The following is a 12,359-nucleotide window of genomic DNA, read 5'->3' on the forward strand; positions in this document are numbered from 1 at the left end:
CCGCATTCGCGAGCAAGCCCGCTCCCACAGTTGGTTCCGGTTTCGTCAGTTAGTCGATGGCGCCGAACCAATCCCCACCGTCGTCCGCACCCGCCCTTCAAGCCTGCGCTTCAACCCGCGCGCCTCGATCACCAGCGTCGAGCCCTTGGCCGCATTGGCCCGGCCCCATTCCTCCAGCAACTCCAGGCAGGAATGGTCGATGTAACTCAAGTTGCTGAGCGGTACATGCAGGGTGGTGCCTGCGGGCACCGCCAACAGCACCTGGGTCAGCGCCGGCACTTTCAGAAAGGTCGCCGCACCGGTCAGGCGCAACTCCATCTCACCGTCCTGAGGCAGGTCGATCAGGCTGACCTTCAGTCGCGACGCCTTGAATGCCAGCTTGACCAACGTCAGCCCGAAGCCCACCAACACACCGGTCAGCAAATCCGTAAAGACAATCGCCAACGCTGTGGCAGCGTAGGTGAACATCGGCATGCGTCCGTATCGTCCCAACCCTCGAAACGCCTTGATGTCCACCAGCTTGATCCCGGTGTACACCAACACGCCCGCCAGGCTCGCCACCGGAATGCTTTGCAGCACGCTCGACAGCAACAGCACGAATGCCAGCAGCCACAGGCCATGGAACATCGCCGACAAGCGTGTGGTGGCGCCCGCCTGCACGTTGGCCGAACTGCGCACGATCACGCCGGTCATCGGCAGCGCTCCGACCAGACCGCAGAGCATGTTGCCTACGCCTTGAGCAGACAATTCCTTGTCGAAGTCAGAACGCTGGCCGCTGTGCATGCGGTCAACGGCCGCTGCAGAGAGCAAGGTTTCGGCGCTGGCGATAAACGCCACGGCGAAGGCGGCGATCAACAGTTGTGGGTCTGCCAGGTTCAACAGGTCGCTGGGGCGCAGCCAATCAATCGCGTCCGCCAGGTTTTCCGGGACTTCCACACGCTTGACCTGCAGCGCCAGCACCAGGCTGGTGACCGTCGCCAAGCCCACGCCGAGCAAGGCGCCCGGCACGAAACGCAGGGTTTGCGGACGGAATTTATCCCACAGGTACATCACCAGCATCGTCGACAGCCCAAGCAAACCCGCCTGCCAGCCGAGGCCGCCGCCGAGGGTCGGGATCGCTTCGGCCAACGCTGCAGGGAAGCCCGTGAGGTTATCCAGCCCCGAGGGCTTGGGGGCGCCGTCGAGCATCACGTGCACCTGCGACAGCACAATCAGTACGCCAATCCCCGCAAGCATGCCATACACCACGGCCGGTGCGGTGACACGGAACCAGCAGCCCAGGCGCAAACGCCCGGCCACCAGTTGCAGGAAACCCGCGAGCAAGAGGATCGGCCCGAGCATCATCATGCCGTGCTGGCGCACCAGCTCGAACACCAACACGGCCAGCCCCGCTGCCGGGCCACTGACTTGCAGCGGCGAACCCGCCAGCCAACCCACCACCAGGCCACCAATGATGCCCGTGAGCAGCCCTTTGGCCGGCGGCATGCCGGAAGCAATCGCGATGCCCATGCACAAGGGCAGGGCAACCAGAAACACAACCACCGAGGCCAGCAGCTCTCGTGGCAATACAGCTTTCAATTGAGCAGCACGCATGGTGACTCTCCCAAGGCATTCGCCGGGCGCGGCAAAGCCTGGCTGCATCCATGGCAGCCACCGCTTTACCCGGCAGGGAAGTGTGTTAGAAGCGCGCTTTAGGCGTCGCGGAAGGAATCGGCCCGTCGCCGTTCAACGGTCGGAACGCCGCCTGATCGGCGTCATAGGCCCGAATCTCGCTGGTCTCGATGTTGTAGATCCAACCATGGATAAACAAATGACCATTGGCCATGCGCGATGCCACGGAAGGGTGGGTGCGCAAATGTTGCAGCTGGGCGATGACGTTTTCTTCGGTCAGCACCTTCATGCTTTCGCCTTCATTGGCGCAGTCGCAGTTGTCTTCAACCATCGACTTGGCGACTTCGGCGTGACGCAACCAGGCCCTGACCGTCGGCATCTTTTCCAGGCTGTCGGGGTTGAGCACCGCGCGCATCGCGCCGCAATCGGAGTGCCCGCACACGATGATGTGCTGCACGCCCAGGGCGAGCACCGCGTACTCGATGGCGGTGGAAACACCGCCGTTCATCTGGCCGTAAGGCGGCACCACATTGCCGACGTTACGGGTCACGAACAGGTCGCCCGGGGAGCTTTGGGTGATCAGTTCGGGCACGATGCGCGAATCGGCGCAGGTGATAAACATCGCCCGTGGGCTCTGGGCCGTGGCGAGTTTCTTGAACAGTTCTTCCTGCTGGGGGAAGACGTCGTGATGGAAATGCAAAAAGCCGTCAACGATGTGCTTTAACGCTGCATCGGCGGATTCCGCCACCTGAGGGGCTGAAGCCGACGCAGCCAACGGCTGTTTATCCTTGTCACTCATGATTCATCCTCTTGATTAATGCAGGGGAGTGTTCAGATCAGTTCTGACGCCGGGCCAGTGGAATAGTTGTAAACGCCAAAAACCAGGCCGCCGACTCATCAGTCACTCGCTGAACAAGGTAACCGTCGAAACTTAACTCAAACTGAATGAACCGCTCTAGAACGCGGGTTTCAGTGATATCAAAACGCGACTATTCCTACAGGAATGGTGCATTCTCCTTCATCAGTCTACAACAACGCCATCTGCCTGCCCGGTGGGCAGAACGCCGTGCAATCGAGGTTAAAGCCTTCGCGCCGGTCAAGCCCCAGGCGCTTGATCGCCTTGCTGAAGCGCTGCGCCAGTAAATCGGCAAACGGCCCCTCGCCACGCATGCGCACACCAAACCGGCTGTCGTACACCTCACCGCCGCGTACCTGGCGCACCAGGCTCATCACGTGGGCCGCGCGCTGTGGATAATGCGCCGCCAGCCACTCCTCGAACAACGGCGCCACTTCCAGCGGCAGGCGCAGCATCATGTACGCCGCACTTTGCGCACCGGCGGCGTGGGCTTCGGTCAGCAGGCTTTCGAGTTCGCTGTCGTTGATCATCGGGATCATCGGTGAACACAGCACGCCCACCGGGATGCCGGCCTCACGCATCACCCGAATCGCCCGCAAACGCGCCTTGGGCGCCGCCGTGCGCGGTTCAAGGATGCGCTTGAGCTCGTCGTCCAGGCTGGTGAGGCTGATCATCACCGCCACCAGGCGCTGGCGAGCGAGTTCGGTGAGCAGGTCGAGGTCGCGCAAGATCAACGACCCCTTGGTGATGATGGTCACCGGGTGCCGGTAACGCAGCAGCACTTCGAGGGTTTGCCGGGTGATCTTGTATTCGCGCTCGATGGGCTGGTAGGGGTCGGTGTTGGAGCCCAGGTTGATCGGCGCGCACACGTAGCCCGGCTTCGACAGCTGTTGTTCGAGCACGTCGGCGGCATTGGTCTTGGCGATCAGTTTAGTCTCGAAATCGAGCCCTGGCGACATGTCCCAGTAGGCATGGCTGGGCCGCGCATAGCAGTAGATGCAGCCATGCTCGCAACCGCGATAGGGGTTGATCGAGCGGTCGAATGGCAGGTCTGGCGAGTTATTGCGGGTGATGATGGTCTTGGCCGTTTCGATGCGCACTTCGGTGCCCTGGGTCGGTGGCACTTCCTGGAACCAGCCGTCGTCCTCGGCCACGCTGACGGTCGGCGCGAAACGGTTGTGCAGGTTGGTGGCCGTGCCCCGGCCACGGGGCGGCAGCGCAGTAGTCATGAAAACGCCTCGATACTGTTTTTATATACAGTATCGAGGCGCGAGGTGTCTGACCAGTGCCGTTTGGCAGTCAGGGCAGAATCAATGCTTTTGCGTCACTTGCCCCAGGTCATCGCCGGAGGTCGTGCGCATGTCGCTCTTGCGCAGGTCCGCCACGTCACTCGCTTTCACCGGCGCCCCTTTGTTGCCCCAGCTGCCGCGAACGAAACTGACCACGTCCGCGACTTCCTGGTCCGACAGCCGCCAGGCAAATGCCGGCATGGTGAAGGTGGAAGGCGCCGTGTGGGTGGCCGGCAAAGTGCCGCCGTTCAACACGATGTTGATCAACGACGTGGCATCCGCCGTCTGCAACACCGGGTTACCCGCCAACGCCGGGAACACGCGCGTGTAGCCATGGCCGTCGGTACGGTGGCAGGCCGCGCAGTTGTCGATGTACACCGAGGCGCCGGGCTTGCTGTCATCGCCTTTCCACAACGCGTCAGCCACTTGCTTGTCGTACTGGTGCGGCTGGTCCTTGGGGTCCACCGCCGGCAGGCTCTTGAGGTAACGGGCGATGGCGGTCAGGTCGTCCTGCGACATGTACTGCATGCTGTGCACCACCACGTCGCTCATGCCGCCAAACACCGCGCTGCGGTCACTGCGGCCGGTCTTGAGGAACTGCACCAGTTGGTCTTCGCTCCAGCTGCCGAGACCGTCCTTGTGGTCACCGCGCAGGCTTTTCGCGATCCAGCCTTCCAGCGGCGCACTGCCGGACAGGAACGCGTTGCCGTCAGCCGGGCTGAGGGCTTTTTCCTGCATGGTCAGGGCACGCGGCGTATGGCAGGCGCCGCAGTGGCCAAGGCCTTCGACCAGATAGGCGCCGCGGCTGATGACCGGGTCGGCAGCGGCCTGTGCCGGGTGTTCCTCAACTGCCGGCGCAAACATCCAGCGCCAGGCCGCCAGCGGCCAACGCATGCTCAAGGGCCAGGGAATGTCGCTGTCCTTGTTCTCTTGGGCGACCGGTTCTACGCCCTTCATGAAGTACGCATACAACGCCTGCATGTCGCTGTCGCTGACACGTGCGTAGGACGGGTACGGCATCGCCGGGTAAAGCGTACTGCCGTTCTTGGCGACGCCATGGCGCACGGCCTTGTCGAAGTCCTCGAAGCTGTAGTCGCCCAGCCCGGTTTTGTCCGGGGTGATGTTGGTGGAATAGATCACGCCGATCGGGGTTTCCATCGGCAGTCCGCCCGCAAACGGCTTGCCGCCCTTGGCGGTGTGGCAGGCCACGCAGTCACCGGCGCGGGCCAGGTATTCGCCCTGCTTGATCAAGTCGGTTTCAGCGGCGCTTACCGAGCAACTGCTGAAGAGCGCCAGGGAGGCGATAACGAGTGCTTTCATGGTCATCGCTCCTTATGCCTGAACCAGTGGGCCGGGGTTCTTCAGGTACTGCTCGCGGATCGCGCGGGCCGACCAGTAGGTCAGCGCCGCCACCAGGCCGGTAGGGTTATAGCCCAAGCCTTGTGGGAACGCGGACGCGCCAGGCACAAACACGTTATGTACATCCCAGCTCTGCAGGTAGCGGTTCAGCGCACTGGTTTTCGGGTCGGTGCCCATGATCGCGCCACCGTTGAGGTGGGTGGTCTGGTAAGACGCGGTGTTGAAGTGCTCACCGACCTTTTTGCCGAGCAGGGCAATGGCCTTGGGGTTCATCGCTTCGGCGACCTTGCTCATTTTGTCGACCATGAAGCGGTTCATCTTGATGTCGTTTTCCTGCCAGTCGAACGTCATCCGCAGCAGCGGCAGGCCGTAGGCATCGCGGTACACCGGGTCCAGATCCAGGTAGTTGCCCCGGTAGGATTGGTGGGCACCGTGGGAGTCCATCGACACTTGGTGGGTGTAGTAATCGGCGGTGGCGCGCTTCCAGGCGCTGCCCCAGGCCGGGGTGCCCGGCGGGTTGGACGTGCCGGCAATAGGTCGGCTGCCGGCCTGGTTGACCCACATCGGCGAGCCGCCCACAAAGCCGTGCGGCCCATGGTCGAAGTTGTCGGCGTTGAAGTCATCGATGGCCACGCCATTGCCGCCCGCACCGATGAAGTTATTGGTGTGGGTGTCCTTGTCGAAGAACGCCTTGATGGTGGCCATGTTCTGGTAGGCGAAATTCCGGCCGACCACGCCCTCGTTGGTAATCGGGTCGTAGGGTTTGCCGATGCCCGAGAGCAACATCAGCCGCACGTTGTTGAACTGGAACGAGCCGATGATCACCAGGTCTGCAGGCTGCTCGCATTCGCGCCCCTGAGCGTCGATGTAGGTCACGCCCGTGGCCTTGCTCTTGGTGCTGTCGAGGTTGACCTTGAGCACGTGGGAATTTGGCCGCAGCTCAAAGTTGGGCACTTGGCGCAAGGCCGGCAGGATGTTCACGTTCGGCGACGCTTTGGAATACATGTAGCAGACGTAGCCGCTGCAGAAACCGCAGAAGTTGCACGGGCCCATCTGCGCGCCGTAGGGGTTGGTGTACGGCCCCGAGGTATTGGCCGACGGCAGGTTGTAGGGTTTGTAACCGACGTCGGCAGCCGCTTTCTGAAACAGCTGTGCGGAGACGGTGTTTTTCTGCGACTCCAACGGGAACGGGTTGGAGCGATCCGGCGCGTACGGGTTACCGCCACGGCCTTCACCCACCAACTGCCCTTTAACGGTCCAGGCCTGGCCGGAGGTGCCGAAGACTTTTTCTGCATAGTCGAAAAACGGCTCCAGCTCTTCGTAGCTGACGCCGAAGTCCTGAATGGTCATGTCTTTTGGGATGAAGTTTTTGCCGTAGCGCTCTTCATAGTGGCTGCGCATGCGCAACTCGATCGGGTCGACACGAAAATGCACGCCCGACCAATGCAGGCCCGCGCCGCCCACGCCATTGCCTGGCAGGAACGCACCGAGCTGCCGGTTAGGCAGGGCGACGTCATTCACGCTGTGGCGAATGGTCACCGTCTCCTTGGAAATGTCCTGGAAGAGTTTTTTACGCACGCTGTAGGTCAGTTCGTCGATGACCTGGGGATAGTTGCCGTCGGGGTAGGTGTCCTGCATCGGGCCGCGCTCCAGCGCTACCACGTTGAGGCCGGCTTCCGTCAGCTCCTTGGCCATGATCGCGCCGGTCCAGCCGAAGCCTACGATCACCGCATCCACTTTCTTCATGATGGTCGCCACGTTTATGCCCTCTCGCCGCGGATCGAAACAGCCGGAAAGGGGTACTGCTCGTTGCGCTCAACCCAGTCCATGAAATCGGCGCGGGCGCCGGGGAAACCGACCATGGTCCAGCCGACCATGCCCTTGTTGCCGCCGTGGATCGGGTCGCAGAAGAACCCCTCCTTGGTGTTTTGCAGCAGCAAATTGAAAAACATCTTCGCTGGCACCGACGCAAACTGCGCGTTCAGCTCACTGCCGCCCGCTTCCAAGCGGCGCAAAATGTCGTCTCGGGTAGCGCTGTCTTGATCAGCAAAAGCCTTCCCGTTGAACACCTTCGACCATGCATCCGTTGCAGCAATACCCAGGCGATAGATCTCCTTGGGCACCAGTTTGCTCTGCCAACCCATTTCCGGTGCGGCATCCGCGTTGAACGGGCCTTGCATGAACCACAGGGCGCCGCTGGCATAAGGCGTGTTCATCTGGCGGTCGATGTATTCCGGCGCGCCGGCTTCCAGGGCGCCCGGGCCTTGGGCATCGGCGGGAATCAACTGCGCGACGGCGGCCTTGATAAACGCCCACTCTTCGGCAGTGAAGTAGCTCGGCTCGTAGGCCTTGTCGCTGACGGGCGGCTTGGCGGGGGCGGCTTGGGCCGGCTCCGGCGTAGCCATCAGTATCGAGCCGCCAAGGCCGGTGCTGGCAACCGTGACCACCGGGATCAAGGTCAAGGATTTGCGTAAAAAGTCACGCCGGGGGTTGTCTTGATCTTGATCAGACATGGGTGCACCTCATCATGTGGTCACAGGTTTATCAGCCGCTTCTGGGAGCAGCGTGAAGGTTTGCCAGGGAATCGGATCCAAAAACATAGAACACACTGGCAACCAATAGTTACAAATGATAGCAAGCTAAGAATTTGAAGAATCGATTCAGCGATAAAAACACCGGATCAGACAGGCCGATTCACGATTCTTTGACGGTCACCTCACACCCCATTCACTCCCCGAAGACCACTCTGGGTGCCATCAACCTTTCCCTATTCGGTCACGTCGCGCATGTTCACCCTTCGATTGCTGCCTGCCCTTGGCCTGGCGCTCCTGGCCTTGTTCACTACCGTCAACGCCCAGGCTGACGACGCCACGTCCATTCGCTCGCCCGAGTGGGCCCAGCCTGTGGGCAGCCAATTCAACCTGCACCAGATGACGCCGACGCTGTACCGCAGCGCGCTGCCGGACAGCACCGCACTGCCCGTGCTGGAGCAATTGAAGATCGGTACGGTGATCAACTTTCTGCCGGAGTCTGACGCACCCTGGCTGAAGGCTTCTGATATCAAACAGGTGCAGCTGACCTATCGCACCAACCATGTCGACGATGCCGACGTGCTGGCGGCACTGCGGGCGATTCAACAGGCGGAAGCCAATGGCCCGGTGCTGATGCATTGCAAACACGGCTCCGACCGCACCGGTTTGATGGCCGCGATGTACCGCGTGGTGATCCAGGGCTGGAGCAAAGAGGATGCGCTGAACGAAATGACCTTGGGCGGCTTTGGCAGCAGCAATGGCTTCAAGGACGGCGTTCGCTACATGATGAAAGCCGATATCGACAAGTTGCGCACAGCCTTGGCGAATGGCGACTGCAGCACCAGCGCGTTTGCGCTGTGCTCAATGAACAGCTGGCTCAACACGGCCAGCAGCAGCCGCGTTGAACCCAAGAAAGACACTGAACTGGTGCTGACGCCTTAAGCGGGCGTCAGTCTTTTTTCAGCTTGGGATTGGGGAAGAACTGCACGGCCTGAACCTTCGGGTCTGCCGGCGCCTTCAGCGCCGACGTATTGACCCGCGTGCCCAATTCCTTGGGCACCGACAAGCCTTGATCATTCAGCGTATCGGTGTAGCCGCAGGCGACGCACTCGCGGTGCGGCACGCTGTCCTCGGTCCACATCTTCAACTTGTCCGGCTCGCTGCACGCCGGGCAGACCGCCCCGGCGATAAATTGCTTTTTGGTAATCACAGGCCCTTCACTCATGCTGCCGCGTCCTCACTCAGGCCGCTGTGGCGCAAGAGTGCGTCAATCGACGGCGCACGTCCGCGGAAGTCGACGAACAGCACCATCGGCGCTTGCGAGCCGCCACGGGCCAGGATCGCTTCGCGGAAGGCGCGGCCGGTTTCGGCATTCAGCACGCCGTCCTCTTCGAACTTGGAGAAAGCGTCCGCCGACAGCACTTCGGCCCACTTGTAGCTGTAGTAACCCGCCGCGTAACCGCCGGCGAAGATGTGCGCAAAGCTGTTGGGGAAGCGGTTGTACGCCGGCGGGCGCATCACCGAGACTTCATCGCGCACGCCTTCCAGCACTTGCGCCACGCTGCGGCCATCGCCGTGGGTGGCGTGCAGCTCGAAGTCGAACAGCGAGAATTCCAGCTGACGCACCATCATCAGGCCAGACTGGAAATTCTTCGCCGCGAGCATTTTTTCCAGCAGGTCCTGAGGCAGTGGCTCGCCGCTTTCATAGTGGCCGGAGATCAGTGCCAGGCCTTCCGGCTCCCAGCACCAGTTCTCCATGAACTGGCTCGGCAACTCCACCGCATCCCAGGCCACACCGTTGATGCCGGAGACACCTGCGTGTTCAACGCGGGTCAGCAGGTGATGCAGGCCGTGGCCGAATTCGTGGAACAGCGTGGTGACTTCATCGTGGGTCAGCAGGGCAGGCTTGCCGCTGTCGGCCGGGGTGAAGTTGCACACCAGGTTGGCCACCGGGCTTTGCAGCACGCCGTCGACGGTGCGGCGACGGTCGCGCGCGCCGTCCATCCAGGCACCGCCACGCTTGTTGGCGCGGGCGTACAAGTCAAAGAAGAAGCGCCCGACGTGCTGGCCGTTTTCCTTGATTTCGAACAGGCGAACATCCGGGTGCCAGGTGTCGAAGCCCTTTTGCTCGGCGATTTCGATGCCGTACAGGCGCTGCACAATGGCAAACAGGCCGCCCAGCACTTTGTCGATCGGGAAGTAGGCGCGCAGGGCTTCCTGCGACACGCTGTAACGCTGCTCGCGCAGTTTTTCACCGTAGAAACCGCTGTCCCAGCTTTGCAGGTCGGCGCAGCCTTGTTCGGCAGCGTAGGCCTTGAGCTGTTGCAGGTCCTGGGCGGCAAACGGTTTGCTGCGCTTGGCCAGGTCACGCAGGAAGCTCAGCACCTGATCGCTGGACTCGGCCATTTTGGTGGCCAGGCTCAGCTCGGAGAACGACGCGTAGCCCAACAGTTTGGCCAGCTCCTGACGCAGGTCGAGGATCTGTTCCATCACCGGGCCGTTATCGTTCTGACCGGCATTCGGGCCTTGGTCCGACGCACGGGTGCAGTAGGCCGCGTAGAGTTCTTCACGCAGGGCGCGGTCGTGGGCGTAGGTCATCACCGCGTAATAGCTCGGGAATTCCAGGGTGATCAGCCAGCCGTCGAGGCCTTTGGCCTGGGCGGCGGCGGCCATTTGTGCCTTGGCCGAATCGGTCAGGCCGGCGAGGGTGGCTTCGTCGGTGACGTGTTTGGTCCAGGCCTGGGTGGCATCCAGCAGTTGGTTGGAAAATTTGCTGCCCAGCTCGGAAAGCTTGCTCTGCACTTCGGCGTAGCGTTTTTGCTGCTCGGGCGGCAAATCGATACCCGACAGGCGGAAGTCGCGCAGCGAGTGTTCCAGGATGGTTTTTTGCGCCACGTCGAAACCGGCTGCCTCGGGGCTGTTGGCCAAGGCTTCGAACGCTTGGAACAGCGCGCGGTTCTGGCCCATCTCGGTGGAGTAGGCGCTCAACGCGGGCAGGCAGCCTTCATAGGCTTCGCGCAGTTCGGCGCTGTTGCACACGGCATTAAGGTGGCTGACCGGGCTCCAGGCGGCGCCCAGGCGGTCATTCAGTTCGTCCATGGCCAGGATCAGCCCGGCCCAGGTAGGATTTTTACCCTGGCTTTGCAGGATGCCTTCGATGGCAACACGGTTGTCGGCGAGGATCTGTTCGATGGCCGGTTGCACATGCTCGGCACGGATCGCCGAGAACGGCGGCAGGTCGTAGGACTGCAGAAGAGGGTTGTTCGCGCTCACGGTGGGTACCTTGGCTGAAGAAACATGTAAGAACAAAGATGGGGCCATCTTAATTACAATCAATGCCCACCGCAGCTATCAGCACATAAGAGAGAGGCTATCGTGACCCTTCGCACCTATCAGAACCACACGCCAACCCTGGGCGCCGGGGCTTTTGTCGATATTTCGGCGGTGGTGATCGGCGATGTAGAAATCGGCACCGACAGCTCGGTCTGGCCACTGACCGTGATTCGCGGCGACATGCACCGCATCCGCATCGGCGCACGCACCAGTGTGCAAGACGGCTGCGTGCTGCACATCACCCACGCCGGGCCGTTCAACCCGGACGGTTTCCCGCTGCTGATCGGCGATGACGTGACCATCGCCCACAAGGTCATGTTGCATGGCTGCACCGTAGGCAACCGGATTTTGATCGGCATGGGCAGCATCGTCATGGACGGCGCCGTGGTCGAAGACGACGTGATCATCGGCGCCGGCAGCCTGGTGCCGCCGGGCAAGAAACTTGAGAGCGGTTTTTTGTACGTCGGCAGCCCGGTTAAACAGATCCGCGCGCTGACTGACAAGGAACGCGCGTTTTTCACCTACAGCGCGGCGAACTACGTGAAGCTTAAAGACCTGCACCTGGCCGAAGGATTCGATCAATGACCCTGCATTACCCAACCGTGCTGTTCGACCTGGACGGCACCCTGACCGACCCGCGTGAGGGCATCACCCGTTCGATCCAGTACGCCCTCGGCAAACTCGGCATCGATGAACCTGACCAGACCAGACTCGAACACTTCATCGGCCCGCCACTGCTGCAAGCCTTCATGCAGTTCTACGGTTTCGACGAGGCCAAGTCGTGGGAGGCGGTGAATTTTTACCGCGAGCGCTTCAAGGTTACCGGGTTGTATGAAAACCGCGTGTTCGACGGTGTGATGCCGTTGCTGGAAGCGCTGAACAGCCAGGGTCGCCAGTTGTATGTGGCCACGTCCAAGCCGTGGGTGTTTGCGCGTGAGATTGCGCGGCATTTTGATTTTGCCAAGTATTTCAAGGTGATCTACGGCAGCGAATTGGATGGCACGCGCACCAACAAGGTCGAACTGATTGCTCACTTGATGAGCGAGGAAGGCCTGGACCCGGCCACCACCTTGATGATTGGCGACCGCAAGCATGACCTGATCGGCGCGCGCAGCAATGGGCTGGATTCGGCGGCGGTGGGCTATGGGTTTGGCAGTTTCGAGGAGCTGAACGCCGAGGCGCCGACCTGGCATTTTGAGACGCTGGATGAGATGCACCGGGCGTTTCTGCGGCGCGCTTGAGGCCGCTATCGCAGGCAAGCCAGCTCCCACAGTTGACCGATTTTCAGCATGAGAAGGCGATCGAGTGTGGGAGCTGGCTTGCCTGCGATGAGCATAGGTATCTACACATCGTTGTAGTGAGCGGGCTTGCCCCGCGCTG

Annotated in this window: 11 protein-coding genes; 3 read left to right on the forward strand and 8 right to left on the reverse strand. The window is 61.5% G+C overall.

Translation table 11 applies throughout. The annotated features are described in order from the left end of the window. Positions 1-45: 45 nt before the first annotated feature. From WBB95_RS10425 to WBB95_RS10450, 6 genes are all read right to left on the reverse strand, one after another. Positions 46-1,593 (reverse strand): SulP family inorganic anion transporter, encoded by a 1,548-nt coding sequence (locus tag WBB95_RS10425; RefSeq protein ID WP_424487512.1) that lies wholly within the window; start codon positions 1,591-1,593, stop codon positions 46-48. 85 nt (positions 1,594-1,678) lie between these two features. Further along, positions 1,679-2,410: a carbonic anhydrase gene (locus tag WBB95_RS10430; protein ID WP_424487513.1), complete on the reverse strand. Its 732-nt coding sequence runs from the start codon at positions 2,408-2,410 to the stop codon at positions 1,679-1,681. A gap of 227 nt (positions 2,411-2,637) precedes the next feature. Then, positions 2,638-3,696 (reverse strand): PA0069 family radical SAM protein, encoded by a 1,059-nt coding sequence (locus tag WBB95_RS10435; RefSeq protein ID WP_424487514.1) that lies wholly within the window; start codon positions 3,694-3,696, stop codon positions 2,638-2,640. A gap of 81 nt (positions 3,697-3,777) precedes the next feature. After that, a complete protein-coding gene (locus WBB95_RS10440) occupies positions 3,778-5,076 on the reverse strand; it encodes a c-type cytochrome (protein ID WP_424487515.1) in 1,299 nt (432 codons plus the stop codon). 12 nt (positions 5,077-5,088) lie between these two features. Further along, positions 5,089-6,873 carry a GMC family oxidoreductase gene (locus WBB95_RS10445; protein ID WP_424487516.1) on the reverse strand — a complete coding sequence of 595 codons (1,785 nt, stop codon included), beginning with the start codon at positions 6,871-6,873 and terminating at the stop codon, positions 5,089-5,091. A gap of 2 nt (positions 6,874-6,875) precedes the next feature. Then, positions 6,876-7,628, reverse strand: a complete 753-nt coding sequence (locus WBB95_RS10450; protein ID WP_424487517.1) for a gluconate 2-dehydrogenase subunit 3 family protein — start codon at positions 7,626-7,628, stop codon at positions 6,876-6,878. A 273-nt stretch (positions 7,629-7,901) separates the two neighbouring features. Between WBB95_RS10450 and WBB95_RS10455 the strand changes: the two genes are divergently transcribed. Further along, positions 7,902-8,588, forward strand: coding sequence for a dual specificity protein phosphatase family protein (locus WBB95_RS10455; protein ID WP_424487518.1), 687 nt, complete (start codon positions 7,902-7,904; stop codon positions 8,586-8,588). Positions 8,589-8,595: 7 nt separating this feature from the next. On the opposite strand, the gene WBB95_RS10460 is transcribed toward WBB95_RS10455, so the two are convergent. Together WBB95_RS10460 and prlC are read right to left on the reverse strand one after the other, a co-directional pair. Continuing rightward, a complete protein-coding gene (locus WBB95_RS10460) occupies positions 8,596-8,871 on the reverse strand; it encodes a YheV family putative zinc ribbon protein (protein WP_017528719.1) in 276 nt (91 codons plus the stop codon). Beyond that, on the reverse strand, positions 8,868-10,919 hold the full coding sequence (prlC, locus tag WBB95_RS10465; protein ID WP_424487519.1) for an oligopeptidase A: 2,052 nt from the start codon (positions 10,917-10,919) through the stop codon (positions 8,868-8,870). Before prlC ends, WBB95_RS10460 begins: the two co-directional genes overlap by 4 nt. 102 nt (positions 10,920-11,021) lie before the next feature. On the opposite strand from prlC, the gene WBB95_RS10470 reads away from it, so the two are divergent. After that, positions 11,022-11,564, forward strand: coding sequence for a gamma carbonic anhydrase family protein (locus WBB95_RS10470; RefSeq protein WP_071486704.1), 543 nt, complete (start codon positions 11,022-11,024; stop codon positions 11,562-11,564). After that, the gene (locus WBB95_RS10475; RefSeq protein ID WP_424487520.1) at positions 11,561-12,220 is read left to right on the forward strand and encodes an HAD family hydrolase; all 660 of its coding nucleotides are present in this window, start codon (positions 11,561-11,563) and stop codon (positions 12,218-12,220) included. Before WBB95_RS10470 ends, WBB95_RS10475 begins: the two co-directional genes overlap by 4 nt. The last annotated feature ends 139 nt before the right edge of the window (positions 12,221-12,359 follow it).

This window comes from Pseudomonas sp. (assembly GCF_049645325.1).
Lineage (GTDB): Bacteria > Pseudomonadota > Gammaproteobacteria > Pseudomonadales > Pseudomonadaceae > Aquipseudomonas.